We start from the raw sequence: 25,118 nt of genomic DNA, 5'->3' as shown, positions 1-25,118 counted from the left end.
CGTCATCTCCCTCAAGTTATGATCCGCCGTCATTTTCCGATTGCCCACGCCTGCTGGGTCGGCATCAGCGGAGCTACATGGATCTTGTCCCCGATCAGTCCGATCCGGTGGAACGTATCGGCCAGTTTTTGCTGCGGCTCGATGATTTCCGGCGACAAATTTTCGACGCCGTACGTTCGCCGGTTCACGGCCCGTTCGATTGCCTTTTGGTCGATGCCGAGCGCTTCCGTCAACTGCTTGACGACTTCCGGCTTGTTCGTATTAGCCCATTTGTCGGAGACGTCGATTTCTTCCAGAATCGTTTTGATCAGCCCGGCATTTCCTTTCGCGAACGTTTCATTGGCGTAATAAAAGGTCCGGTTCGGTGAATATCCCGTTCCGTCCGTCAGCGTCACCGGCGACAGATCGTTCTCGACCGAGGCGAAAAAAGGGTCCCAGGAGCCGAGCGCGTCCACCTGCTTCGTTTCGAACAGAGCTCTCCCTTCGGATGCGTCTTTGACGAACACGAATTTGACATCGTCCAGTTTGAGACCGGCCTTTTCCAGCGCCAGAACAGCGAGGTAATGATGATTCCCGCCCTTCGCCACCGCGATCTTCTTGCCTTTCAAATCCGCGACGGTTTTTACCGGCGAACCCGCATGAACCACAATTCCCATGCCTTCCGGATTGGGAAGATCGCTGCCCACGTAGACAAACGGTTTGCCTCCGGCCTGCGCGAATACGCCCGAGCCGTCTGCCGCATGCCCGAAATCGATGCTTCCCGCCGTTAACGCCTCCAGCAGAAAATTTCCGCCCGCAAAAACTTTCCATTCCACGGTGATGTTCTTCTCTTTCAGCCGTTTCTCCAGATTTCCGTGTTCTTTCAAAATATTAAGCGTGTTCCCTTTCTGGTAGCCGATTCGGACCACCTTGGAGTCTCCCGATACGGCGGATTTTGCCTCATTCGGCGTTGTTGCCGCGGCCCCTTTGTCCCCGCCCGAAGAACATGCGGACAGAACGACCGCAGCCGTCAGCATAAGGGCCGCCAGCCGTGCCTTTGTACTTGCGGAACGCTTCAGCCACCCGGATATCGTTGTCATTTTCGTCTCTCTCCCCCTTATGTTCTTCCGTTCATCTAAAAAAAAGAAGACGCACTTTCCCCTGAAGGGAAAAAAGCGCGTCTCCGTTCGAACGGTAGACTCTTTCGTTTCAATAATTCCGATTGGATTAGTATGTTATCGGAGTTTCAAGTAGCTTAGCACACGTTTTTTTGAAGTGTCAACGTCTTTTTTATGACTTAATGGATAAGAAAAATCTTATGCATGTAGGGTGATTTACAGTGTAACAGTGTTATGTTACAATCTTTTTCAAGAGGTGTTGAGATGACGCAGGAATTGATTTCGAAAAAAGATCTGCTCGAATTGACCGGCATATCCTACGGCCAGCTTTATCGCTGGAAACGAAAAAACCTTATACCGGAAGCGTGGTTCATCCGAAAATCTACCTTCACGGGGCAGGAAACGTTTTTTCCCAAGAAAGAGATTCTCGTCCGCATCGACAACATTTTGCACCAGAAAGATGATTTGTCGCTGGATGAGCTGGCCGATCGCTTCTCTCCCCGCCCTTCCGATCTGAGGATGACGAAAGAAGAACTTATCCTTCATAACATTGTTTCGAAGGTTGCATTGGACTATTTCGTCCGGCTCAGCGGAGACGCCGAGGTGTGGACATTCGAGCGTATTTTCGCCGTCTATGTTCTTCACACGCTGCTCGAAACCGGGGAAATCAGCTTGGAGGAAGGAAGCGGCCTTATCCAGCTTATGACAGACCGGTACCCGAACATGAGCGACAGCGAAGGGGAGCTTCTTTTTATCCGCAAAATGGGTGTGTCCACCTGTTTTCTAAAGCAGGGCACCGGAGAGATTTATCTGGAAAAGGGTGTGAAAGTGGCGGCGCGCCTGCAGCTTTCCTCATCCGTTGAAGCGTTAAAAACAAAAATTTGGCGGGAGGCCTGACCATGGAAGCACAGCCTAATATAACGAATGACTTGTCCATCGCGGGATCGGGTTCGGCAGACGGCGGACGTTACCGGAACGCGAGAATTAACGGAAACGGCCGGATAGACGGCGATCTGGAATGCCGAAGCTATAAATCGGCGGGGCACAGCCATGTATACGGGAGCTTGGCCGCCCGGGAAGTGATCATACGCGGAAGCGGTTCCGTATCCGGGAATGTCCGTTCCGAATTGGTGAGTGTCAGCGGAAACGGGGAATTTCGGGGCGACGTGGCTGCCCGGCAAGTCAAAGTGAACGGATCGGCCGGCATCGGCGGCTCCTTGACCGCAGACACGGCGGTCATTCGCGGTTCCGTACAGATCAACGGAGACTGCGAAGCGGAAAAGTTCGAAGCCTACGGCGGATTCGAAGTCGGCGGCCTGCTTAATGCGGGCATAATCGACATTCGTCTGTTCGGACCGTGCCGGGCCCGAGAAATCGGCGGAGAATCCATCCAGGTGAAGAAAAACGGTTTCCTCAACTCGCTGGCTTCTCTTTTCGGTTCCAAACTGACCTCCCTGGAAGCCGGAATCATCGAAGGGGACGTCATCTACTTGGAGCATACATCCGCCTCCGTCGTACGCGGTAGAGATGTGAAGATCGGTCCCGGCTGTGAAATCGGCCGTGTGGAGTACACGAACACCCTGTACGTAGATAACCATTCGACCGTTGCCGAACGGCAGCAGTTGTAAAGCGCAAGAACGATCAAGTCCCGTCCGGACTCTCCATGATAAGCTGATAGCGGAAAGGCAGGCGATACCCGGCGATGGTGCAAGCAGTCGTATATTCGGAAACGGTCAACCGGACCCTTTCTTACATTGAGGCTCATCTGAAGGAGGAGCTGAATCTGGAAATCCTCGCCGAGCGGGCGGCATTTTCCATGTATCATTTTCACCGGATCTTCCAGGCTCAGGTAGGCATGCCTCCCGCCGACTATATCCGCAGGCGCCGACTGTCCAGCGCGGCATGCAGCCTGCTCGGAACCGAGCGGAGGATCCTCGATATCGCGCTTGAATACCGCTTCGATTCCCAGGAATCGTTTACCCGCTCTTTCAAGCGCATGTTCCTCATGACGCCGGGTCAATACCGTTCCTACTACCGAACGCTTACGATGCAGAAGGAGAGTGAAGCCGAAATGGCCGAACAGACGGAACGAATCAACGATTTACAAGGAGAACCCCGGGGATGGATGCTTACCGGCACCCATTCGGGAGATTACGAGATGGGCATAGACCGGCTGGTGGTCCACCACGGCAAATCGTCCGGTTATCTGCGTTCGCTTACGGAACGGGCCTTCGGCTTCGGAACCATGATGCAGATGTTCAAGGCGGACGCTTACTCGGGAACCCGGCTCCGGCTGAGCGGATTCGTCAAAACCGAGCAGGTCAATGACTGGTGCGGCCTGTGGCTGCGTATAGACGGCAAGGATCACGACGTGCTCGGGTTTGACAACATGAGCGGCAGACCCATCCGCGGAACGACGGACTGGAGCCGTTACAGCCTGGTGCTGGATGTGCCCAAAGAGAGTGTGGCCATCGCGTTCGGTGTCCTGTTGAACGGAAGCGGCCGGGTCTGGATCGACAGCCTCCAGTTCGATACCGTCAGTCTCCAGGTGCCTGTGACGAATCTCGAAGAGATTGCCGCGCTCCCCGACGCTCCGGTAAACCTGAACTTCGAAGAAGAACCCGGTTTGTAGCGCATGGCAACGGAAAAAGACGATTCCCCTTTCGGAGAATCGTCTTTTTTATACCTCGCCGGCCGGTACGGCACGATAAGCGGCACCGCTGCTCGGCAAGCAGGATCGGACAGCCGGAATCGGTGTTACGTGTGCTCCGCCTGCTGCTGATGCTCTTCATGGATTTTATAAAGCGCCTGAACGAGCGGATCGGCCGGATCGCGGTTCAGCAAGTGAAGCGTCATCAGAAACTGGAGCGGAAGGGCAAACGTATTGTTGCCTTCTTTAATGGACGGGAAGCCCACTTCCAGGACAGGACCCGCTTCTGGATGCATCTCCAGATCGACGTAGATCTGTTCTTCCGGAAATTCGCTTCTTACGCTCTCCGCGCAGTGAGGCACGATATATTTGTCCAGCAGCTCTTTCGCTTCTTCTTCGCTTTGAGGAGCGGCCGGAAGCGGACGATTGTCGGAGCTGCGAATCAAGTCCACGAAGAAGGAAGACATCCAGAGACCCGGATTCTCCTTGTTCTGGAACGTATGCACGAGCTCGTTAAGGAAAAAACCGCAGGAATAGCTGTTATCGTTTTGACGGACCGTGTAGGCGAACAATGGACCGAAGACGGGGTGCTGGCCTACCTGTCCTTCCACTTCGTAGTCGGAAAACTGCTCTTTCAATACCTGCTCGGCATGCTTGTACCAGGCAAAAATAATTTCGTTCTGCTGCTGTTGCTCCTGCTGTTCTTTGGCTGCCTGTTCTTCGGGAGACAACTGCTCTTCTTCTGTCGCTTGAGCTTCGATAGGCTGATCGCCGGATTCGTTAGGTGTGGTCATATATACTCCTCCTTGCCTCCCATCTTATCATGTTCTGGAGATGATGGGAAAGCGCCGTCTTCTTTTGCCGCTTCGGTTAAAAGCGTCCGTTATTTTACATAAAGCCTTCCGGTCTCTTCCCAGATTTCTCCGGGTTCCAGCCCGAACAAGCCGATTTCCTCTGCCGGCAGCGGACTGTTCGGCGCGTTCACGAGATTCACCTGCGGCTCCGGGCAGAAAAACCCTTCCTCCCCGAAGTGGTTCCAGATCATCCACTGCTTGTAGGACGTACCGACATCGTAAACGAGGGTGACGTTGCGCTTCGTGTCGGTCAGCTCCATGCGGTTGCGCCCGTTCCGGGCCGACACCGTATAATGGTTGTCCAGCGGTTCGTAGAAGGGATAAATCCCTTCGTCCCGGAGCTGCTCTTCTTCGCGCGTCAGGGCTTGCTGCCTGCCCGTAGGAAGCATGCGGTCGTTCATCTCCCAGCGCTTGCCGATCGTCAGCCTCACCCTGTAATCCTTCGCCGAAGCATCCGGCGCGAAAGGGGCGTTAACCGACGTGTGAAAAGCAAGCAGACAAGGCATCCGTTCTCCGCCTTCGTTGCGGATAAACAGATGCTGGGCCAAGCCGTCCGCGCTGAGCGAATAACGCAGGCGGATCGTAAAGCGGAACGGGAGAAACTTGTACACCTCATGGGCTTCATCCACCCGGACGGACACGCTTACGAAGCTTTCGCTTTCCGTCGTTCCGTATTCGTCGACTTGCCAGGGAATCTTATGTAGAAATCCGTGTAAATGGTTGCCCGTTGCCTCTTCGTTAATCGGAAACCGGAGCACTTTGCCGTTCCACGGGAACTTGCCGTCTTCGTAACGGTTCGGCGGAAAAAGCACGGGAATGCCATGGATTCCCGGATTCGCCTTGAAGGATTCCAGCTCTTCCTCAGCCGGTTCGTGCAGAAACCGGTAGCCGTTGTCCGTATCCCGAAAAGCGATAAGGTTGCCTCCGTAATCCGGGAGCATGACGGCTTCATAGGCTCCCCATTCCAGCCGGACGGCTTTCATTCCCTGATAGTTACTCTCATACGCACGGTTGTGTGTCATGCTTCTCTCTCCCCTCGTCAGTTCCAGCGCGGCCTTTTACCAGACTATTATACCATGAAAACTCTTTCATTCCGCTTCCTCAAAATCGAGAATAAGCTCGATAACTTCCGAACGGCTGGCGATCCGTATGGGGGGTCCCCATGTGCCGAAACCGGACGATACGACGACATGCATCTTCTCCTTCAGCATGTAGCCCCAATCCAGCTCGAACAATCTTCCCGTGATCCAGTGATTCGGCGCGAACTGCCCGCGATGCGTGTGACCGCACAGAAGCACATCCGCTCCGGCAGCGGCTGCCTTGTCAAAATGATAGGGCTGGTGGTCCATGAGAAGAATCGGCTTCGACGGGTCCAGCCCGGACAGCAGCCGGTCCACAGCCATACGGCCGCCGGTTTCGAACGACTCCGCCGTCTTGTCTTTGCGTCCCGCGATATAGAAAGCGTCCTCTACGGAAACCGTCTCGTCCCGCAGCACGCGGATACCGATCGACTCCATTTGGCGGATGTGCTCTTCGATATGCCCGCCGTAATATTCGTGGTTTCCCAGCACCGCGTACACGCCGTATTTCGCCTGAAGCTGCTTCATGACCTCCGACATTCCGTTGCGGATATACGGTTCGATGCTGTCGTCGATAAGGTCGCCGGGAAGCAAAATAAGATCGGGCTTCATCGCGTCGACCGCCTTAACCAGACGGGCCAAGTGCCGTTTTCCTACAATGTTACCCAAGTGAATGTCGGATGCAACGGCTACCCGGAGTTGACGCAAGCGGCCAGCCCGTTTGCCGACCCGCGCCCGGTACGTCCGGACGATGGGCGTCCAGGCATTCCAGTATCCTTTGGCAAGCAGAACAATCAGAATCACGAGCACGACGCTTCCCGTACCTCCGAAATATACGGCGGGAGGAAATCCCGCAAGTTTCAAGAGCCAGGCGGCCAAGTCTCCCAGCGGAAGAAGAATCACGGCAAATTCCAGCACGGCGAAATAATAAGATCCGATGACCTTCAGCAGCCTGCCCGGGGGACCCGGAACTACGGGAGAGCGGCCCAGCATGTAAGCGAGAGCCAGTACCGCCAGCAAAGTCCAGTATATTCCGGCCGGCACGGAAATTCCCCAGAAGTCGAGAAAGCGCTCGCCATGCCATCCGATGTAAATAGTAAGCCCCACATAAACGAGCAGGGCCAAAACAAGCAGAACAAGACGCGATTTCACTAGAGTCCGACTCCTTTATTTAACAGGTAAACAGATGAGATGTCCGCATTATACCACGGGGAGACCGCACGGAACCAATCCGGCTCCATCCGCTGAACATACCCGTAAAGAAGGAGGTTTTCTCCAGAAAAAGAGAAGATTAAGGCCGCGGAACGATGAGCATTTCGCTCCATAAAAATACACTCCCTAGAATACACCGGTTGATCCCGAAGGTTCCCGTGCGGTTCTAAAGAGTGTATTCAGCTAAAACTCAGGTCCCGTTTCGTATACCGGACCGCCCGCCGGCAGCCGAATCCCCCTATTCGCTCAGCAATCCGAGCGTAGTCATAGAACGGGAGTGCCGCCGGCCGACCGACTCCTTACCGGTCCAGCGATTCCGCCAGCCGCGGCAGCAGCTTGCCGTCCGGGTCGCCGTTCAGCTCCCAGAACATGGCTCCGCCGAGGCCTTTTTCCTTGATAAATTCGGCTCTGTAACCGACCGATTCCTCGTCCTCGTAGGAGACGAACTGGCCGGTTTGCTTGTTGTAGAGGTAAGGAACCTTGGCGCGGTCGTTCCAGTAGCGCTGGAATCCTTCCGGCTTTTCAGTCCAATCCACGACGTCCCCGCCTTTGCAGGCCTGGTAAAGACCGTTGTTTACGGCTTCGCAGCCGCCCCAGGAACGGCCGTAGAACGGAATGCCTAGTACCAGCTTTTTGGCCGGCACACCCGCATTCAGGTGCCCGTTCACAGCCGCTTCCGCATAGAAGCGGTGGGCGTTCGGATCCGGATCGGCCGGATCGTAGTACAAGGCGGCGTTGTTGTTGCTCGTCGGCTCCCAGCTTCCGTGCAGGTCGTACGTCATGATGTTCACAAAATCAATGGCCTCGGCCACTTTATCGAGCTCCGTATCCCTCACGTAGTTCGGATTCGCGCCCGATGCGATCGTGAGCAAATAATGACGGCCGTCTTCACGTCCGGCGGCTTCCAGCTTTTCACGGATGGTGTGCAGCAGCAAGGTAAAGTTCGTGCGGTCCTCCGGACGGCGCACATTCGTTTCCAGGCCTCCCGTCACCGGATACTCCCAGTCGAGATCGACTCCGTCGAAGCCGTTCTCCCGGATAAAGCGGACGGCGCTGTCGGCGAATTTGGTACGCGAAGCCTCCGTAAGAGCCGCGTCCGAGAACCGGCCCGACCAGGTCCAGCCGCCGACACTGACCAGCGTCTGCAAATGAGGATTCGCCTGCTTTAATTTCGCAAGCTCTTTGAAATCGCTTACAAATTTGGCGCAATCTTCTCCTTTGCACGCTCCAGGGTAGGCTTCTTCCTGATCCTTAGGCGAACTCAGCGCCACCTCCCCGTCCACGATATTGGCGAACGCGTAGTTGATATGCGTCAGCTTGGACGCGTCGATCTCGGAAGCCTTCAATTTTCCCCAAGAGGTGAAATAGCCGACGACTTTATAAGAAGGGCTGATGATCGCCATCCGTCTGGCCTGATCCCACTCCACCAGGCTCCGCGACGCCTCCGAAACGAAACGGAGAGGAACGTACAGCGCGTCTCCTTGTTTGGCGGGAGCGGCTTGAAGGTTAGCGAGCTGGTTGTTCACTCGCGCTTCCTTGGAGCCCAGCTTCATCTCGATAAAGACGCCCGTCTTAGACAGCGTAAAAGTCCCGTCCTCTTTCAGGGGACTAAGCTTTAGTTGAAGCTGTTTGGCCAGCTCCTCGGCGGGTACGGTCAGGGCATCCCCCTGCAGAACAGGCTTCTGCTGCTGTACGGCGACGCGGCTGCCGTAAGCGATACTGATATCCCCGGCAGAGGACGCGCCCATGGCGGGAACGGCTCCCAGCGCAAGCCCCAGCGTTAATGCGGTCAATAAAGAGGGTTTCCATTTTTTCAAGAACATGACCTCCTATACATGATGGCGGAAGATTCGGAAAGCGTTCCGTTAGGCGGAAGTCATTAAGCGGAATAAGCAAGTCTCGCGGGAAGAGTTTCACAGCAGGAGTCATATGTCGGAGGACTTAAAAAAGAGGGCTTAAACCCGGAGCCGAAAATCATCACGTCCGCCTTTTTAGAAAACGCTTCCAAATCTTTCTATGGCAATAAGATAGCACAGGAAACTTCCATCTGTACAAGGAATTTTTAGTACGGTTTTCGGCGCTTTTGGAGAATAATTTTACCAATTGAAATCAAGGACTAGAATGCTGCCCGACCGGCTCTTTTCATACCGATTTTTACCCTAAAAAAATGCAGCCTTCGGCAATCGCTGCCTTGGCTGCATGCTTTGTATCCGCTCTGCTGTTTAACCGTGTTAGACGCGGAAAAGTCCGTACCCGTCCAGCGGAACCACCGGATCCGTGTCGATAACCAGTCCTCCGCCCCGCCCGTTCCAGGCCACATCGGCCAGCCAGCGAGTAAAAGGAGCCACGTTCATCGTCTCCATTTCTTCCCGGCTGTAAAATCCTGCGGCGTCCACCTCGTGATCGTCCGGTACGGGTTCCCCGCTTACGTAATCCATCGCGAAAGCGATATAAATGTTATGAATGCTTTTCGGCATGTCCCGGAACGCCACTACCTTCTTAACGGAAGCCTCGATGCCCGTCTCCTCCAGCACTTCCCGCGCAATCGTCTCGTGAATCAGCTCAAGCTGTTCGATAAAGCCGCCCGGGTTGGTCCATCTTCCCTTGCCCGGCTCCTGCGCCCTGCGGACGAGCAAAAGCTTATCTTCCCGCATCACGAGAGCCCCCACGCCCGCACTGTAGCTGCCCCAGTGGACAAAGCTGCAGGCCGGACAAGCCCTGCGAAGCGTCCCGTCCATATCCCGCGTTTCAAGCGGAGTTCCGCACGTCATACAATAATTCGCTTCCATCGAGGTCACCTGTTTCGTTTCAGAATGGACTGCATACGTCATGCAAGGGCCATTATACTCCTTTCGGGGCTTTCGTGAAAGAGCGGTCCGGCCGTAAGCGGAGGCGGCAAACGACAGGCTGCCGTGACCCGGCGGCGGGATTTCTTTTTTCGGGCGGGGAGATGGTATAATAGAAAGGTCAGGAATACAACCGACATTACAGAACTTTCAAATAAAGGAGCTGGGGAACCATGAGTTTGGAAAACAAGTCATCCGAGCTGGCAACATTTGCAGGCGGCTGCTTCTGGTGCATGGTCAAGCCGTTCGACGAGCAGCCTGGAATTCTCAAAGTCGAATCCGGCTATACGGGCGGTCACCTGGAGAACCCTACGTACGAGCAGGTTTGCTCCGATACGACCGGCCATTACGAAGCGGTCCAGATCACGTTCGACCCTGCCGTGTTCTCCTACGAGCGCCTGCTTCAGGTATTCTGGCAGCAGATCGACCCGACGGACGCGGGCGGGCAATTTAACGACCGTGGACAGTCGTATCAAACGGCCATTTTCTACCATAGCGAGGAACAGAAGGCCGCGGCGGAGAAATCCAAGTCGGATCTGGCCCGCAGCGGGCGGTTCGACAAACCGATCGCCACGGAAATTTTACCGGCCAAGCCGTTTTACCCGGCAGAAGAGTATCACCAAGGGTACTATAAAAAAAATCCGCTGCGCTATAAAGCGTACTCGGTAGGATCAGGGAGGGCGGCATTTTTGAAAAACACTTGGAAAGACCACGCGAAAGATCAGGATCTCAAAAAGCGTCTCACGCCCATGCAGTACGAAGTGACGCAGAACAGCGGCACCGAGCCGCCGTTCCGCAATGAATTCTGGGATCACAAAGAAGAAGGGCTGTACGTCGATATCGTATCCGGCGAGCCGCTATTCAGCTCCCTGGACAAATTCGATTCGTCCTGCGGATGGCCTTCCTTTACGCAGCCGCTGCAGGGCGAGCAAGTAACGGAGCATGTGGATCTGACCCACAATATGGTCCGCACGGAAGTCCGCAGCAAAGAAGCGGATTCCCATCTGGGGCATGTCTTCGAAGACGGCCCGGGCCCGAACGGGCTTCGTTACTGCATCAACTCGGCCGCTCTGCGCTTCATTCCGAAAAACAAACTGGAAGAAGAAGGCTACGGCGATTACCTGAAACTGTTTTCGAAATAAGAACCGGGGCCGGTTCCTCTTTTGGGGACCGGCCTTTATTTAAGCCGCGGGGGCATCCCCGCTTTTTTTATTGAAAGAATTTCTTAACCTTTTTGTAAAAAGATCCTAAGCAACAAATGATACAATGGAACCATTATGACTGACGGCCCTCCGCAACCGGGCAAAACAAAGGATGAAAACGGACATGGACAAGCATATTCTGATCGTCGACGACGACGATAAAATCGCGCAACTCATCGAAATTTATTTGCAAAACGAAGGCTATACCGTCTACAAAGCCGACAACGGCCTGACGGCTCTGGAAATTATGGCGGCGCAGACGGTTCACCTCGTCATTCTCGATATTATGATGCCGGGCATGGACGGCCTTCAAGTTTGCATGAAAATACGCGAAAAGCAAATGACCCCCATCTTGATGATCAGCGCCAAGGACGGGGATCTCGATAAAATTACCGGGCTGATGACCGGGGCGGACGATTACGTCGTGAAGCCCTTCAATCCGCTGGAGCTGATCGCCCGTGTGAAGTCCTTGTTGAGAAGGGCGTATTTCCAGGCGCAGGCATCCGTTCCCGCCGAAGAGCACACGACCCGGATCGGTTCCCTGCTGATCGACAAGCAGACGCACACCGTTACGGCCAACGGACGCCTCGTCAAGCTGACGCCGATCGAATTCGGCATTCTGTCCCTGCTGGCGACTCATCCGGGACGCGTTTTCAGCTCGGAAGAAATTTTCGAGAAAATCTGGAAAGAAAAATATTTCGAATCCACGAACTCCGTCACGGTTCATATCAGCCGCCTCCGCGACAAACTGGAGAAGGAAATGGACGGCGAGAAACTTATCCACACGATATGGGGGGTCGGCTACAAGCTTGAAAACTAATTGGAGCAGAGCCCTGCTGTACAGCCTCGGATCGGCCCTCATGGTGCTGCTTCTTATTTTTCTACTGGGCCGCACGCTCTTCTATTCCTATCTTTCCGAGCGGATCAGCCTGGAAAATATTTTGATCTGGATCAACTACCGGATCGGTTATCCCGATGCTTATATCCAGGCCGGACTGATCATCTTCCTTCTCTTTTTTATTTATTTTTACCGGCTGGAGCAGCGTCACCGGGACAAGCGCACGCTCGCGCAGATTATCGAGAATATGCAAAAAATCACCGACGGCGATTTTAATCACCGCGTTCCGGCGGGGGGCTCCGGCGAGCTCGGTCAGCTTGCCGTACACGTTAACCGGCTTGTGGACCGCCTGAAGCTCTCCCTGGAGGAAGAACGCCAGGCCGAACAGGCCAAGAACGACCTGATCACGAACGTATCGCACGATCTTCGGACACCGCTCACTTCCATTACCGGTTATCTGGGCCTGGTGGATCAGGACAGGTACCGGGACGAAGTGGAGCTCCGCCACTATATCGGAATGGCGTACGAGGAATCCCAGCGGCTGAACCAGCTCGTTCAGGATTTGTTCGAGTATACGCGGCTTCGGAACAAAGAAATGAAGCTCCAGCTCGTCAAGATCGATCTGGTCGAAATGCTGCACCAGATTTTCTCCGCTTTTCAGCTGCAGCTCAAGGAGGCGGACATGGACACGCGAATGACGTTCGAGCAGCCCCGCCTCTATGTGCTTGCGGACGGCAACAAACTGCGCCGGGTGTTCGAAAATCTGATCACCAATGCCATCAAGTACGGGCATGACGGGGCTTATCTCGACGTCACGGGACGGATTGAAGGCAGCGAAATTGTCCTGTCCTTAACCAATTACGGAGAATCGATTCCCGCGCCCGATCTTCCGCGGATTTTCGAGCGGTTCTACCGCGTCGAGAAGTCCCGTACAAAGCATCTCGGGGGCTCCGGAATCGGTCTGGCCATCGCCAAGCAGATTATCGATCTCCACGGCGGAACGATCGAGGCTTACAGCGATCCGGAGGAGACGGTATTCACGGTCCGCCTGCGGACGCTGAATCCCGACAGCCCTCCCCCTTCTTCCGTCCGCTCCGGTTCCTTTTAAACGCGATCTCCCTCGGGGGATCGCTTTTTTTATCGCTGGAATAACGGCTGTTCGCGAGACTCTCAAAATCTGTCTAAAATCACAGAGAATCGTAATTATTTCGTAAGGTTTTCTTATCGGTTTATTAAACGTTAGGGTCCAATATAGAAGGAGAGCAGTTACCGCCTCAAACCGGAAAGGAGCACTACCCTATGAAACTAAAATCAACCCTGCTGGGACTCACGGCTGCCGTCGTCGCCTTGACCCTTGTCTCGGATCCCTTACATGTTATCCAACCTCACGCGGCCTCCGCCATATCGACGCTGCGCTCTGGTCTTCTGGGCGAAAGCGGCAGCCCTTTAACTTCTTCCGTCGAGGGAGAAGCCGCCGTACTCATGGACGCGGATACCGGCAAAGTCCTTTTCGAGAAACAAAAGGACTCGCGCCTTTATCCCGCCAGCACCACCAAAATCGTCAGCGCCATGGTCGCCCTCGAGAAAGGCGGCGCCAAGGACCGCATTACGGTCGGCGACGAAATCCGGCTGAAAACAACGGGTGAAAGCACCGCCGGACTGTGGGAAGGCCAGCGCCTTTCACTGGAAGATCTTATCGCCGCGATGATGCTTCCTTCCGGCAACGACGCGGCCAGAACCGTCGCCCGCTACATAGCGGAGAAGGATAGCGGCCGCAAGCTCTCCGCGGAAGAGGGCATCGCCTATTTCGCCGGTCTGATGAACGAGAAGGCCGCCGCGGTCGGCGCCAAGCGCTCCCACTTCACGAACCCGCACGGGCTGCACGATCCCAAGCATTACACGACTGCGGGCGATATGGCCTTGCTTGCCCGTGAAGCCATGAAGAACAAAGTGTTCCGCAGCATTGTCGATCAGCCCCGGCATACGGTCGCTTCGGCCGGACATTCGCAAACTTTCGTCAACCGGAACCAGCTTCTTCAAGAGGGCGGCGCCTACTACTTCAAAGGCGTTAACGGTGTCAAAACAGGCTTCACCGACGAAGCCGGCTATTGTCTTGTCTCATCGGCGGACCTTGACGGGAAGAACCTGATTACCGTCGTACTCCGGTCAAGCTCAGGCGGCGTCTATACCGACACCCATGCGCTGTTAAAGCTTGCCGTGAACAAAGAAGCCGCCTAAGCTAGGCCAGGACAGACCGGACCGTGCCGCACGGGCCGCGCTCTCCTTGCCCGTGCGGCCGGGCCCCCTTTCACGGAGCCTTCCGGTCAAGGTACGGCATACCATGCTCGCCGGAAGAATTACATGCGTTCCGGAGCCGGCAGTCCGAGCACATCGAGCGCCTTCCCCAACGTTTCACGGAATTTCCAAGTCAGCCACACCCGCAGCTCCACCCGGTCGGCCGGACCCTTCAGTATCGGGCAAGCACCGTAGAAATTGTTGAACAGCAGCGACAGCTCGAAAGCATAGCTGCAGATCAGATTCGGAGCCAGCTGCCGGACGGCGGCATCCATGGTCTCGGTCCAGTACGCGATCTGCTTCAGCAGCTGACGCTCCGGGGGCTCCAGCGCCCCGCCGTCAACGGAAGGCACCGCTCCATGAGCGCTTTGCCGCTTCCCATCCGCCCTGCGGCTGCCTTTTCCAGCACACTTCCGGCACGGGCGTAAGCGTACAGCAGATATACGCCGGAATTTCCGCTTACTTCCGTCGCCTGGCGCAGATCGAAAACGACTTCCGTCTGAAGATGATATTTCAGCAGGTAATACCGGATTGCGGCGGCCGCAATCTCCCGGCTGGAAAGCCCCTCCTGCCGGGAGCGCTTGGATTCGATGCTCTCCTCCATCACATGGAGGAGCTCGGCCACCTTGATGCCTACACCCTGGCGGCCCGACATGGCATACGAGCCTTTGCCTGCGGAAGTGTCGACCCCAAGGCTTTCGGCCGTTTCGGGGCTCAGCGACACGACTCCGTAGCTGACATGCAGCAGCCTGGCCGCCTGCTCCTTGTATCCGAGCGCCTCCAGCGCCAGCTTAACCATCGTCTGCGGATATTCCTGCCGGTAATCGATCACATTGATCACCGTCTCTCCGCGGCCGTACGGCATCGCATATCCTTGCGAATCGGTGGACCAGACGCCTTCCGCGAACGGCATATACGTAAAATCTTGGGACAACAAGCCGAACTTCCACAGATGGTACGCGATATCTTTCGCCGTATAAGTCAGTATCCCGTTCGACCGGACGAGCACTTTGTCCGCCTGATGCGCTTCCGGTTCAGGATTTGAGGCCCCCTCCGCTTCACCGCTGCGCTCACCTCCGTGACGCAGCACCCAGCATCCGGCAAGCTTGCCTTCCTCCACTTTATAAAAGGCCTCGGTAGCCTGAAGATGCTCAAAAGCGGCTTCCCACAGCCCCTCGGATACAATCCGGCTTTCCCATACGAGCACGTCATAGCCGATGCCGAACGCCTTCATCTCGTGAAGTTGTTCGCGCACAATCTTTTCCGCCGTCAAACGCCCGATCCAGGCCGTAGAAGAGGTTCCTTCCTCCAACTCGTGCAGAACCCTCGTTCTCTCTTCCTGAAGGCCAGGCTCCTCTTTATACATTCTGTTCACCTTTGCATACGTATCCCAGCAAAAATCACCGAAACAGACATGCTTTCCCTCCGTCTTCGTATGAAGGATACCCACTACCGTATCAGCCAACTGGTTGCCCAGATCATCAATGTAATTGTGAATTTCGACTTCACGGCCTGCTCTCGATAATAGGCGCGCCAGCGTATCCCCAATGCAGGAATTACGCAAATGTCCGATATGCGCCGATTTGTTCGGATTGATCGACGTATGCTCGATCATCACCTTTCCCTTCCCGCCATCCCCCGCATAAGCCGAGTATTCCCGGTGGCGGTTCATCCAGGCGCTCCAATCGATAGCAAAATTCAAAAAGCCCGGCGGAGCAGCCTCCACTTTCGAAAAAATCCCTTCTGCAATGCCGGAATGCTCCAGCTCCATTTTTAGCTTTTCCGCAATCTCCAGGGGTGGTTTTTTTAACGTTTTGGCTAAGAGCATGGCCACATTCGTACTGTACTCCCCGTGCTCGGGATGGGCCGGCTTATCCACCAGCACTTTAATTCCTGCCGGCCACGGCGTACCGGTTTCGTCCAGCAGCTTCCGGACCTGTCTTTCGATTTCATCGCTTAATTGTGTGGAAATCATAGTATCGCCTCCGGTTTTTTGGGTGAAACGCAAAAAGCCCCCGTCTCTATGAAGAGACGAGAGCTCGTAAGATCCCGCGGTACCACTCTAAGTGTCCGGCTGCCTCCTGGGCGAAAACCGGACCTCTCTTGACCGATAACGGCGCTCAGCCGGATCTCCCTACTTTCCGTTCAGAAGACCATCTCCCGGGCCCGCGGCCAATCAGACATCCGTACCGGCTCCCACCTTTTCCGGCTCGCTGCGACTATCCGTCTGAATGCCAATCCCGTTCTTAAACGTTCCTGTTTTGCGTTGTTTGAATAATTAGATTTATTTATACAGGATCGTTCGATCCTTGTCAAGGTGTCAGCATTCACGTTCAGTGTTCCCCCTCCGACCGTGCTGCCGCATCTTTCCTATAATTGAACGGCTAATTGACCTTTCTTTTTTTCTTATTGCACGGGTACAACAAAATTCTACCTTTGTGATTACTACCCAAAAGCCAACTCCCACAATTGCTCCATAACAGGGGGGTTGAACTCTTGGGGATACAATAAAATGGAAAGGAATAACGTTATCAGGATGGCGACGGTTACCGAAACAGCCCGATTTACGTATCTGGTTCTTTTTATGAAGCCAATCACGATCACGGTACTGTTTAAAACATAAATAACGGGAAGAGAAACAATTCTGCCAAGCCCCGTATAAGGAAAGAATTCGATTAACCCTGTAATCAAAAGCATGGAAGGAGCGAGGGCCAAAACACACTGATCCAGAACCGAAAATCTGAATAAAGCAGCCTTGTTCAATCGGGGAAAGAATTTATAGAATAGATGACTACAGTTGAGGCATTTATTATCATAAGGAGCTACGAACGGAATCAAGGAAATCAAGGCCCCATAAGAAACCTCTCCCGTGAAAAATATAAAGGTAAGAAAAAAGTAAACAGAGAGCAGCAGTCTCGTTAAAATAGAAGAAGTTTGCTTGATTCGATCACTGTTACAATTAGGACAATGCTTCACACGAATCTCCATCCTTACCCGCCAACTTAAGTTTCGTTAGTAAAAAGTACAAACAAGCTCATAGGTGTACTATTCTTTTTTTGTCGATTCGTTTCCTCTTTTATCCACGAACATAAACCGATCTAATGAATAGCCGGACAGATGGAACGCTGTGTAGGTTACCTTCTACTTCCCTCGTGCTCATTTACGAAATAAACATTTTTCTTACGGATGCCCATAAAAAAAGAGCTTCCCCGCATGAACGGGAAAGCTCTTTCGGACCTCGCTCAGTGAGCGACGGTATTGTAAGTCATAATCCAGATGGAACCTGCTACGATCGTCGTCAGAATTACGAGACCGAGAATCAAAGTCAGCAGGTTGTATCGAGGCCCCTTCTCGTCCGTCAAGTGCATGAAGAACAGAAGCTGCACGGCGAACTGGAGAACGGCGGTAATGAGCAGGACCAGAATGGCCGCCTTGCCCGTTACCATTTTGTTCAGGATCACGACCAGCGGAATAATCGTCAGCACGATCGACAGAAGGAAACCGATGACGTAAGACTTCAGAGAACCATGCGATTCATGGTGTTCATGATCATGCGCTCCGCCCGAATGGGTCGTATGTTGTGCCATCTTACATCACCCCCATCAAGTAAACGAACGTGAAGACGAAGATCCAGACCACGTCCAGAAAGTGCCAGTACAAGCTGATGATGTTCACTTTGCGGCGTGTTACGGAGTTGATGCCGTGACGGCTTAGCTGAATCATCAAAGCAATCATCCATACCAGACCGACGGATACGTGGATTCCGTGCGTTCCGACCAGGGTGAAGAACCCGGACAAGAAACCGCTCGTGGAGATCGTCGCGCCTTCATGAACCATTTTTACAAACTCGGTTACTTCCAGCGTGATGAAGGAAGCGCCCAGCAGCGCCGTTACGGCCAGCCAGCCGATCAGGCCTTTACGGTTGCCTTTGTTCATCGCCAGCACCGCCAGACCGCTTGTAAAGCTGGACGTGAGGAGGATGAACGTCTCCGCGATAATACCCGGCATTTCGAACAGTTCTGCCGGAGTCGGACCGCCGTTAGTGTTGCCGTGAAGAACGATGTACGTAGCGAACAGCGTACCGAATAGAATAACGTCGGTGATCAGGAAGATCCAGAAGCCGAACATCCGCAGCGATTCGAGGTCATGATGGCCATCATCATGGCTGTGATCGTGCTGGTGAGACATTGCTTTATTAGGACTGCTTGCTTGTGCCAATTAGACCGACCCCCTTGCCGCGGCTTCCGTGCGTTCAATCTCATCCACCGGAATATAGTAATCTGTATCATAGTTGAAGGAATGCGCGAGCATACACAACGCCACTCCGATCATGCCCGGGATGGCGAAGAACATCCAGCCGAACACGAACCCGAAGCCCGCGATAAACCAGCAAAGCGATTTGATGAACGGAATCGCCGAGTTTTTCGGCATGTGAATCGGTTCAAGCTTCGCCTTAGGCGCCGGTTTGCCGCCCTGCTCCAGACGCTGCTTCTCTTCCCAGTAAGGATCCTGCATGCTTGCCGTAGGAATCGTCGCAAAGTTATAAAGCGGAGCCGGCGAAGGAATGGACCATTCCAGCGTACGTCCGTCCCACGGATCGCCTGTTGTGTCGCGCTCCATGAATTTGATGCTGTGTGCGATTTGCCACACTTGGAAAATGAAACCGATCCCCATCAGGAAGCCCCCGATAGTGGACGTCAGATTCAAGCCGTACCAGCCCGAATCCCAACCATACGTGCTGAGACGCCGTGTCATGCCGTCCAGGCCGAGGAAATACTGCGGCATGAAGCAGACATAGAAACCGATATTCCAAAGCCAGAATGCCCATTTACCGAGCTTCTCATTCAGCTTGAAGCCGAAAATCTTCGGCCACCAGTAGTAAAGACCGGCGAAGTATCCGAATGCGACACCGCCGATGAGCACTTGGTGGAAGTGGGCAATCAGGAAGTAACTGTTGTGGAACTGGAAGTCGGCCGGCGCTACGGAGAGCAGCACCCCGGTCATCCCGCCCACGATAAAGCACGGAATAAATCCGATCGTCCACAGCATCGGCGTGTCGAACCTGATTTTACCCCGGTACATGGTGAACAGCCAGTTAAACACCTTCACGCCCGTCGGAATCGCGATAATCATCGTCGTTATGGCAAAGAAGGCATTGACATTGGCCCCCGAACCCATCGTAAAGAAGTGATGCGCCCAGGTAAAGAACGAGAGAACGCTAATAATCATCATGGCGAACACCATGGATTTGTACCCGAACAATTTTTTCTTCGCGAAAGTCGCGACGACTTCGGAGAATATACCGAATGCAGGCAGGACAACGATGTAAACCTCAGGGTGACCCCACATCCAGATGAGGTTGATGTACATCATCGGGTTGCCCCCGCCATCGAGCGTGAAGAAGTGCGCGCCCATGAAACGGTCCAGGAACAACAGGGCCAGCGTCACGGTCAGGATCGGGAAGGCGAAAATGATCGCGATACAGCTGGAAAGCACGGACCAGGAAAACATCGGCATTTTCATGAGCTTCATGCCCGGTGCGCGCATTTTCAGAATGGTCACGATAAAGTTAATACCGGTCATCAAACTCCCGATACCGGAAATTTGAATCCCCCAGATGTAGAAGTTCTGCCCGACCCCCGGACTGTGTGAAAGCTCCGACAGCGGCGGATAGGCCAGCCAGCCCGCATCAGGCGAGCCTCCGATAACGAAAGACATATTGAACAGCATCGCGCCGAAGAAGAACAGCCAGAAGCTGAGCGCGTTCAGGAACGGGAACGCAACGTCGCGCGCTCCGATTTGAAGCGGTACGGCGATATTGAACAAGCCGAACATAAGCGGCATCGCCATAAACAAAATCATAATTACGCCGTGCGTGGTGAAAATTTGGTTATAGTGCTCCGGCTGCAGGAACTCCATATCCGGCATCGCCAGCTGCGTCCGCATTAGCAGCGCATCGACGCCGCCGCGGAACAGCATCAGAATCGAAGCGATGATATACATGATACCGACACGCTTATGGTCGACGGTAGTCAGCCATTCGCGCCACAGCCATGTCCATTTTTTAAAATAAGTAAGTACAAAGATGATGGCGATGGTCGCCAGAGCGATACTCACGTCAGCGCCGTAGATCAGCGGATCGCCGGTTACGAAGAACGTGGACGCGAAATCTTTGATTTTATCCAACATAATGGATGTTCCCCCTTTCCTCTCTATTCATGACCCGTATGAGCGGCGGAAGCTTCTTGCTTCACTGCGCCCGAGCCTTCCGTTGAACTGTTTCCGGCCGCTTTGTCGGAAGTGCCCGACTCGGTACCGGCGGATGGTTTGGCGGGTGCAGGTGCACCGAAGCCTCCATGGTTATGGGACGGGGAGTATCTCGTTACGATCTTCTCAAACAACCCTTCCGGGAATTTGGAGAAAGATTGAACCTCGGATACGCCAGGCTCCGCAAGCTTCTTGTAGCCGTCCAGCGTAAGCTCCGGAGAGCTGCCTTTGATTTCTTTGACCCAGGAATCGAAGTCGGCTTGAGTCGTTGCTTTCGCGACGAATCTCATCTTACCGAAATCTTTACCGCTGAAGTTAGCGCCCGATCCCATATATTCACCAGGCTCGTCGGCCATCAGGTTCAGCTTCATGGCCATACCGGACATGGTGTAAATCTGTCCGCCAAGCTGCGGAATCCAGAAGGAGTTCATCGGTGCATCCGAAGTCAGTTCGAAACGGACCGGCACATCTTCCGGAAACTGAACATAGTTAACTGTCGCGATACCTTGCTCCGGATACTTGAAAAGCCATTTCCAGTCCAACGATGTAACTTGGATCGTGATCGGCTTAACCTCTTTCTCGGCCGCAAGCGGTTTGGAAGGCTCCAACGCATGCGTGTAACGGACCGTTACGATACCCAGTGCCAAAATAATCAGAATCGGGATCCCCCACCAAATGGTTTCAAGCTTAGTGCTGTGCTCCCAGTTTGGCGTATATTTCGCCTTTCTGTCCGGCTTGTCACGGTAGCGCCATACGATTACAAAGGTAATCACGAGTACGGGTACGATGATGACCAGGCAGAGCAGAGTCGAAATCACGATCAAATCCATCTGCTGCTGACCGACGGGACCTTTCGGATCCAATACGATCGGACTTTTACAGCCTGCGGAAACGACCGTCATCAAGACCAGCATGAATACTGCGCTTAAACGCCGGAACAAGTTCCCCTTCTTCAATTCTCCTCATCTCCTGACTAACGCCTCCGCCATCAGAAGATGCGGAGATCGTTCGTTCTTTCATGTATGTGATAAACATAACAGAAACGGAATCGAACATCTGCCCTGTTAACAAAGGTGTCATCGAACCGTTGAAATTCCGTAATAGAAAGTTCAACGTTTCGACGTTTTTTTGTAATGAATAGGCAGAAAACCTTGTCAGACCAACGTTTTCACCAAAACTTGGATGAAACCTAGCACCCGTTTGAGTCTAATTGTGAACGTAAAATCTGTCCGATTATGTCGATTTCCAGACACACCTTAAGCTTCATTACCCCAAACGGCCGTCTTCTAACAACCTGTCCCGGTTAAATATGCGCTCTTTCTCTCACACGTTCATACTCCATACTCCAAGACAATAGAAAAAGCCCTCCACCCTTTCGGGTCCGGAGGACTTCTCATTCATTCCTGCGTCATTCGGTTACTTCGCCGTTCTCCTGCTGTTCGAATTTACGCTCGTGCACCAGATGAATCGCTGTGCCGATTGTATAAATGAACACGCTTCCGACCATAAAGCCGATGCCGACCATCAACGTCAGGTTCTTGTCGCTAAAGTGAAATACGTTCCACAAGCTCATAATAATGCCGATTACAAGCGAACTCCATGCCATCATGTTCATAAAAGTAAATAAGCGACCAACTTCGCGTTCGTTTTTTTGTCTTTGCGGTACCGTTAATGTTTTAGTTGTCATTGATATCACTTCCCTTTCGTGCAGTAAGGGTCTATTTGTGTCTATTATAGCACAATCTTTAAAATTTGTTCAAACAATTTTCAAATTTTGATCAATAATTGGACACTTTTCATTACCCGAAATGAGAAGGAGGTAAACATTAGGTAAACAGCCTCCCATTATCTTAGCTGCACAGTTGCCTGCAAAGACTCCTTTCCCCGTTAATCCGCGAATTTCCGCAAATGGGCTCTTATGAACTTACGGCAGCTCCTACTTTCGATGGCCGTATGACTGTGCCAGGGAGCATGCTCCCTAACCACCCTTGTATGATTCCATTTATGAAAAAACGTTATCCGTTCTTCTAAAGACTGACACTCTGAGACTGTATGTGTCTTTCTCTGTTTTTCCGGATGTCCTTCGCTTTCTTTGCTTCTTTAAAAAATGCTTCCCTGCCAGCCGTTCAGCTTTGCGGCCGCCTCGACAAAGAAGTAATCGCCGTAGATCAACCCCACGTCGACGTTCTGGCCGGCAGGCTTATTTCCCGTGCCTTCCCGAAGGATCGCTTCGGTCTCGTCATCAAAAGACGCGTACGATCCTGCCAAAACTGCCATAATCCTCACCGCGGCCCGCTCATACAGCACTCTTTCAGGGGCAGCCACATGCTTTGCGATTTCAAGCAGACCGGACGCCGCGCAAGCTGCCGCCGACGTATCTCTGGGCTCCCCTTCCGCATTCCCGGTACGGAAATCCCAGTGGGGCACGGCATCCTCCGGCAGGGAAGCCAGAAAATAGTGGGCGACTCTTTTCGCCGCATGCAGGTAACGTATATCGCCGGTGTACCGGTAAACGTTCGCCATCCCGTAAAGGGCCCACGCCTGACCGCGACTCCATCCCGATTCCGGCGAATGTCCCTGGCCTCCCAGCGCTTCCAGAAAAGCCCCCGTCTCCGGATCAAAGCTGACAATGTGCCTGACCGATCCGTCTTCCCGGATAAAATGCTCCAGCACGGTATCCGCATGAGCCGCCGCTATATGGCGAAAGCGGGGATCCTGGATTTCTTCCGCCGCCCAGAAAAGCAGGGATAGATTCATGCAGGAGTCAATGATGGCCCAGCCGGTTTTATCCTGATTCCAGGCGCGCAGAAAGCGACCGGCCAGATTAAACCGCCCCGCCAGAAAATTCGCCGCCTGAATCCCCCTTCGGCGTGCATCCGCATCTCCCGTAAGCTTGTATTTGATCACGGCAGTCGGAAGAAATTGAAACCCTACATCATGATGAAGGTTCGATTTGCTTACCATACACTGTTCCAGATTCGCATCCCAGTCCCAGGCTCTTTCCCGGAATGAAGGATCGCCTGTCATTTCATGCATAATCCACAACATACCCGGCCAGAACCCGGATGTCCACCAATCGATCCTCATATCATCGTAGACTCCGTCAAAAGCAACATGAGGCGATTTATTCCCCATTTTTTGTGCCATAGCGTTTACTTTCTTATACAAACTGCCCCATAATTCTTCCTTGTTCATCGTTATCCCTGCCTTCCCGGCAATCCTCCGGCACTCCACTCCACCGGGCAGACTCCGTTTATACGTTATTCCTCTATCGTAGCAAACACCGTCCGGACTTGTTTTGGGGATATTATGATATAATGTTGTTATATTACGAATTCATTGAGGTCGCTCACCATGAGACTTGATAATTATGCCGATCTTGGACGGCATCCCGTGCAGCTTTCCCTCTGTCTGAATCGTTCGGAAAACTTTCGAGATATTTTCCATGCCCATCAGGGAATCGAAATTTTATATGTCCACCGCGGCAACGGGAGGGTCATGATCGGGCAGGAACTGTTTGAGATGAAACCCGGCACACTTCTGTATTTCAAACCCTTTCAGCTTCATACGATTCGGATGACCATTACCGAACAACAACCTTACATCCGTTCCATGCTTCTGTTCGATCCGGCCGTGTTGCTCCGGTATACCGAGCCTTACCCGTCGTTAAACAGTTTCTTGCTGCATATCTGGAAACATCCTTTCGGAGAACAGTGGGTAGGCGTGACGGATACGGATGCCATGGATAAACTCTTTCATTTTTATAAGGGTGAACCCCAAGCAAACCGGAACACTCCGGCCCAGTCCGAAAAAGTTCTGCTGGATACGCTCTCCCTCCTCCACCGGATTCAAGACCTTTTTGATAAACAATCAGCCGTAGGCAGAGTAGGCTCCGCACTCCGCTTTTCTCCGTCCGTGGTTGCCATCCTCGCATGGATCGAAGCCAACTATGCCTTGGAATTTCGTTTAACCGATTTGGCCAGGCACGTGCACCTCACTCCCAACCATGTTTCCTACCTGTTCCACAGGGAGACCGGGAGCACCTTGACTAACTATTTGACTGCTAAACGGCTGCAACAGGCCTCTTTTCTTCTCAAAACGACGAATTTATCTGTCCGAGAAATCGGCCAACGAATCGGATTTTCTAACTTCTCTTACTTCTGTCAACTGTTCAAAAAGCACAATGGACTTTCGCCCGCAAAATATCGCTTGAGCTAGGCACAAAAAAAGCAGAACGTCTTCAGACGTCCTGCCTTTTTTGTGCCTAGCCTGCTGCTTCAGTTTCAAACCATCGAAACTTATAGAACAGAAGCAGTGCTCCGATGCAATGCCATTAGTATAGCTTCCAATAGAATACAAAACGCCGGTAAATTCGTCTACATACAAAAACAGCCCTCTTGAACGGTTACGTTCAAAAGGACTCTCATTTGCTTGGCAACGTCCTACTCTCCCAGGACCCTTCGGTCCAAGTACCATCGGCGCTGGAAGGCTTAACGGTCGTGTTCGGGATGGGTACGCGTGGTTCCCTTCCGCCATCGTCACCAAACAGGTGTCTATTCAGACACATCAGGGTTGCTCCCTGAAAACTAGCAGCGAAACGTGCAGTCGATCCATCCAAAGATCTTGTGGTGCATATGTGTTATATGCTTTCGATGCGGCTTTTCCTGTCGGAAAAAACCTTGTGGTCAAGCCCTCGACCGATTAGTATTGGTCAGCTCCACACATTGCTGTGCTTCCACCTCCAACCTATCTACCTCGTCGTCTTCAAGGGGTCTTAC

The 25,118-nt window shown here is 53.3% G+C and carries 22 protein-coding genes and 2 rRNA genes; 8 read left to right on the top strand and 16 right to left on the bottom strand.

The features are described 5' to 3' along the window. Window positions 1-29: 29 nt before the first annotated feature. Window positions 30-1,079, bottom strand: a complete 1,050-nt coding sequence (locus ABH899_RS07270; RefSeq protein ID WP_369995212.1) for a sulfonate ABC transporter substrate-binding protein — start codon at window positions 1,077-1,079, stop codon at window positions 30-32. A 282-nt stretch (window positions 1,080-1,361) separates the two neighbouring features. On the opposite strand from ABH899_RS07270, the gene ABH899_RS07265 reads away from it, so the two are divergent. The 3 genes from ABH899_RS07265 (at window position 1,362) to ABH899_RS07255 (ending at window position 3,729) form a co-directional block, all read left to right on the top strand. Continuing rightward, the gene (locus ABH899_RS07265; RefSeq protein WP_369995211.1) at window positions 1,362-1,994 is read left to right on the top strand and encodes a YhbD family protein; all 633 of its coding nucleotides are present in this window, start codon (window positions 1,362-1,364) and stop codon (window positions 1,992-1,994) included. A gap of 2 nt (window positions 1,995-1,996) precedes the next feature. After that, window positions 1,997-2,725 (top strand): polymer-forming cytoskeletal protein, encoded by a 729-nt coding sequence (locus tag ABH899_RS07260; protein WP_369995208.1) that lies wholly within the window; start codon window positions 1,997-1,999, stop codon window positions 2,723-2,725. Window positions 2,726-2,799: 74 nt separating this feature from the next. Next, window positions 2,800-3,729 carry a helix-turn-helix domain-containing protein gene (locus tag ABH899_RS07255; RefSeq protein ID WP_009677259.1) on the top strand — a complete coding sequence of 310 codons (930 nt, stop codon included), beginning with the start codon at window positions 2,800-2,802 and terminating at the stop codon, window positions 3,727-3,729. A gap of 125 nt (window positions 3,730-3,854) precedes the next feature. Here ABH899_RS07255 and ABH899_RS07250 read toward each other — a convergent pair whose 3' ends face one another. From ABH899_RS07250 to ABH899_RS07230, 5 genes are all read right to left on the bottom strand, one after another. Further along, entirely contained in the window at window positions 3,855-4,541 is a 687-nt protein-coding gene (locus ABH899_RS07250) for a hypothetical protein (RefSeq protein WP_218229709.1), read from the bottom strand. 89 nt (window positions 4,542-4,630) lie between these two features. Next, on the bottom strand, window positions 4,631-5,623 hold the full coding sequence (locus ABH899_RS07245) for an aldose 1-epimerase (protein ID WP_369995203.1): 993 nt from the start codon (window positions 5,621-5,623) through the stop codon (window positions 4,631-4,633). 66 nt (window positions 5,624-5,689) lie between these two features. Next, window positions 5,690-6,832: a metallophosphoesterase gene (locus tag ABH899_RS07240; RefSeq protein ID WP_369995201.1), complete on the bottom strand. Its 1,143-nt coding sequence runs from the start codon at window positions 6,830-6,832 to the stop codon at window positions 5,690-5,692. A 359-nt stretch (window positions 6,833-7,191) separates the two neighbouring features. Further along, the gene (locus tag ABH899_RS07235) at window positions 7,192-8,715 is read right to left on the bottom strand and encodes a glycosyl hydrolase family 18 protein (RefSeq protein ID WP_369995199.1); all 1,524 of its coding nucleotides are present in this window, start codon (window positions 8,713-8,715) and stop codon (window positions 7,192-7,194) included. 408 nt (window positions 8,716-9,123) lie between these two features. Further along, complete coding sequence (locus ABH899_RS07230) at window positions 9,124-9,723, bottom strand: NUDIX domain-containing protein (RefSeq protein ID WP_369995198.1); 600 nt, start codon at window positions 9,721-9,723, stop codon at window positions 9,124-9,126. Between the two features lie 188 nt (window positions 9,724-9,911). On the opposite strand from ABH899_RS07230, the gene msrA reads away from it, so the two are divergent. From msrA to ABH899_RS07210, 4 genes are all read left to right on the top strand, one after another. Continuing rightward, the gene (gene msrA / locus ABH899_RS07225) at window positions 9,912-10,880 is read left to right on the top strand and encodes a peptide-methionine (S)-S-oxide reductase MsrA (RefSeq protein WP_009677273.1); all 969 of its coding nucleotides are present in this window, start codon (window positions 9,912-9,914) and stop codon (window positions 10,878-10,880) included. A 184-nt stretch (window positions 10,881-11,064) separates the two neighbouring features. Beyond that, entirely contained in the window at window positions 11,065-11,760 is a 696-nt protein-coding gene (locus ABH899_RS07220) for a response regulator transcription factor (RefSeq protein ID WP_369995195.1), read from the top strand. Beyond that, the gene (locus ABH899_RS07215) at window positions 11,750-12,886 is read left to right on the top strand and encodes a sensor histidine kinase (protein ID WP_369995192.1); all 1,137 of its coding nucleotides are present in this window, start codon (window positions 11,750-11,752) and stop codon (window positions 12,884-12,886) included. Before ABH899_RS07220 ends, ABH899_RS07215 begins: the two co-directional genes overlap by 11 nt. 191 nt (window positions 12,887-13,077) lie before the next feature. Beyond that, a complete protein-coding gene (locus ABH899_RS07210) occupies window positions 13,078-14,016 on the top strand; it encodes a D-alanyl-D-alanine carboxypeptidase family protein (protein ID WP_369995189.1) in 939 nt (312 codons plus the stop codon). A 119-nt stretch (window positions 14,017-14,135) separates the two neighbouring features. Here the strand turns inward: ABH899_RS07210 and ABH899_RS07205 are convergent, their stop codons facing one another. From ABH899_RS07205 to ABH899_RS07170, 8 genes are all read right to left on the bottom strand, one after another. After that, window positions 14,136-14,426, bottom strand: coding sequence for a DALR anticodon-binding domain-containing protein (locus tag ABH899_RS07205; RefSeq protein WP_369995187.1), 291 nt, complete (start codon window positions 14,424-14,426; stop codon window positions 14,136-14,138). Continuing rightward, window positions 14,375-16,048 (bottom strand): arginine--tRNA ligase domain-containing protein, encoded by a 1,674-nt coding sequence (argS, locus tag ABH899_RS07200; protein ID WP_369995185.1) that lies wholly within the window; start codon window positions 16,046-16,048, stop codon window positions 14,375-14,377. Before argS ends, ABH899_RS07205 begins: the two co-directional genes overlap by 52 nt. A 1,267-nt stretch (window positions 16,049-17,315) precedes the next feature. Beyond that, the gene (gene cyoD / locus ABH899_RS07195; RefSeq protein ID WP_009677253.1) at window positions 17,316-17,660 is read right to left on the bottom strand and encodes a cytochrome o ubiquinol oxidase subunit IV; all 345 of its coding nucleotides are present in this window, start codon (window positions 17,658-17,660) and stop codon (window positions 17,316-17,318) included. Between the two features lies 1 nt (window position 17,661). After that, window positions 17,662-18,261, bottom strand: coding sequence for a cytochrome o ubiquinol oxidase subunit III (gene cyoC, locus ABH899_RS07190; RefSeq protein ID WP_170318738.1), 600 nt, complete (start codon window positions 18,259-18,261; stop codon window positions 17,662-17,664). A 30-nt stretch (window positions 18,262-18,291) separates the two neighbouring features. After that, a complete protein-coding gene (locus ABH899_RS07185; RefSeq protein WP_369995182.1) occupies window positions 18,292-20,262 on the bottom strand; it encodes a cbb3-type cytochrome c oxidase subunit I in 1,971 nt (656 codons plus the stop codon). A 23-nt stretch (window positions 20,263-20,285) separates the two neighbouring features. Further along, the gene (cyoA, locus tag ABH899_RS07180; RefSeq protein WP_369995965.1) at window positions 20,286-21,254 is read right to left on the bottom strand and encodes a ubiquinol oxidase subunit II; all 969 of its coding nucleotides are present in this window, start codon (window positions 21,252-21,254) and stop codon (window positions 20,286-20,288) included. 494 nt (window positions 21,255-21,748) lie between these two features. After that, window positions 21,749-22,027, bottom strand: a complete 279-nt coding sequence (locus tag ABH899_RS07175) for a hypothetical protein (protein WP_009677268.1) — start codon at window positions 22,025-22,027, stop codon at window positions 21,749-21,751. A gap of 413 nt (window positions 22,028-22,440) precedes the next feature. After that, complete coding sequence (locus ABH899_RS07170; RefSeq protein ID WP_369995178.1) at window positions 22,441-23,535, bottom strand: glycoside hydrolase family 88 protein; 1,095 nt, start codon at window positions 23,533-23,535, stop codon at window positions 22,441-22,443. Between the two features lie 159 nt (window positions 23,536-23,694). On the opposite strand from ABH899_RS07170, the gene ABH899_RS07165 reads away from it, so the two are divergent. Continuing rightward, window positions 23,695-24,558, top strand: a complete 864-nt coding sequence (locus ABH899_RS07165; RefSeq protein ID WP_369995175.1) for a helix-turn-helix domain-containing protein — start codon at window positions 23,695-23,697, stop codon at window positions 24,556-24,558. A gap of 211 nt (window positions 24,559-24,769) precedes the next feature. Here the strand turns inward: ABH899_RS07165 and rrf are convergent. Together rrf and ABH899_RS07155 are read right to left on the bottom strand one after the other, a co-directional pair. Further along, a 5S ribosomal RNA gene (gene rrf, locus ABH899_RS07160) occupies window positions 24,770-24,886 on the bottom strand. 135 nt (window positions 24,887-25,021) lie between these two features. Then, window positions 25,022-25,118 (bottom strand): 23S ribosomal RNA (locus tag ABH899_RS07155); the annotation flags it as partial.

Origin of the sequence: Paenibacillus sp. RC84 (assembly GCF_041260495.1) — a bacterium.
Classification (GTDB): Bacteria; Bacillota; Bacilli; order Paenibacillales; family NBRC-103111; genus Paenibacillus_F.
The sequence above is the reverse complement of the archived record's forward strand: the minus strand, read 5'-3'. Positions and strand labels throughout refer to the sequence as shown.

What these genes read in the sequence shown, in the direction of transcription:
- ABH899_RS07270 (WP_369995212.1), bottom strand. Translation starts at nt 1,079, where the DNA reads ATGACAACGATATCCGGGTGGCTGAAGCGTTCCGCAAGTACAAAGGCA.
- ABH899_RS07265 (WP_369995211.1), top strand. Translation starts at nt 1,362, where the DNA reads ATGACGCAGGAATTGATTTCGAAAAAAGATCTGCTCGAATTGACCGGC.
- ABH899_RS07260 (WP_369995208.1), top strand. Translation starts at nt 1,997, where the DNA reads ATGGAAGCACAGCCTAATATAACGAATGACTTGTCCATCGCGGGATCG.
- ABH899_RS07255 (WP_009677259.1), top strand. Translation starts at nt 2,800, where the DNA reads ATGGTGCAAGCAGTCGTATATTCGGAAACGGTCAACCGGACCCTTTCT.
- ABH899_RS07250 (WP_218229709.1), bottom strand. Translation starts at nt 4,541, where the DNA reads ATGACCACACCTAACGAATCCGGCGATCAGCCTATCGAAGCTCAAGCG.
- ABH899_RS07245 (WP_369995203.1), bottom strand. Translation starts at nt 5,623, where the DNA reads ATGACACACAACCGTGCGTATGAGAGTAACTATCAGGGAATGAAAGCC.
- ABH899_RS07235 (WP_369995199.1), bottom strand. Translation starts at nt 8,715, where the DNA reads ATGTTCTTGAAAAAATGGAAACCCTCTTTATTGACCGCATTAACGCTG.
- ABH899_RS07230 (WP_369995198.1), bottom strand. Translation starts at nt 9,723, where the DNA reads ATGACGTATGCAGTCCATTCTGAAACGAAACAGGTGACCTCGATGGAA.
- msrA (WP_009677273.1), top strand. Translation starts at nt 9,912, where the DNA reads ATGAGTTTGGAAAACAAGTCATCCGAGCTGGCAACATTTGCAGGCGGC.
- ABH899_RS07220 (WP_369995195.1), top strand. Translation starts at nt 11,065, where the DNA reads ATGGACAAGCATATTCTGATCGTCGACGACGACGATAAAATCGCGCAA.
- ABH899_RS07210 (WP_369995189.1), top strand. Translation starts at nt 13,078, where the DNA reads ATGAAACTAAAATCAACCCTGCTGGGACTCACGGCTGCCGTCGTCGCC.
- argS (WP_369995185.1), bottom strand. Translation starts at nt 16,048, where the DNA reads ATGATTTCCACACAATTAAGCGATGAAATCGAAAGACAGGTCCGGAAG.
- cyoD (WP_009677253.1), bottom strand. Translation starts at nt 17,660, where the DNA reads ATGGCACAACATACGACCCATTCGGGCGGAGCGCATGATCATGAACAC.
- cyoC (WP_170318738.1), bottom strand. Translation starts at nt 18,261, where the DNA reads ATGTCTCACCAGCACGATCACAGCCATGATGATGGCCATCATGACCTC.
- ABH899_RS07185 (WP_369995182.1), bottom strand. Translation starts at nt 20,262, where the DNA reads ATGTTGGATAAAATCAAAGATTTCGCGTCCACGTTCTTCGTAACCGGC.
- cyoA (WP_369995965.1), bottom strand. Translation starts at nt 21,254, where the DNA reads ATGCTGGTCTTGATGACGGTCGTTTCCGCAGGCTGTAAAAGTCCGATC.
- ABH899_RS07175 (WP_009677268.1), bottom strand. Translation starts at nt 22,027, where the DNA reads ATGACAACTAAAACATTAACGGTACCGCAAAGACAAAAAAACGAACGC.
- ABH899_RS07170 (WP_369995178.1), bottom strand. Translation starts at nt 23,535, where the DNA reads ATGAACAAGGAAGAATTATGGGGCAGTTTGTATAAGAAAGTAAACGCT.
- ABH899_RS07165 (WP_369995175.1), top strand. Translation starts at nt 23,695, where the DNA reads ATGAGACTTGATAATTATGCCGATCTTGGACGGCATCCCGTGCAGCTT.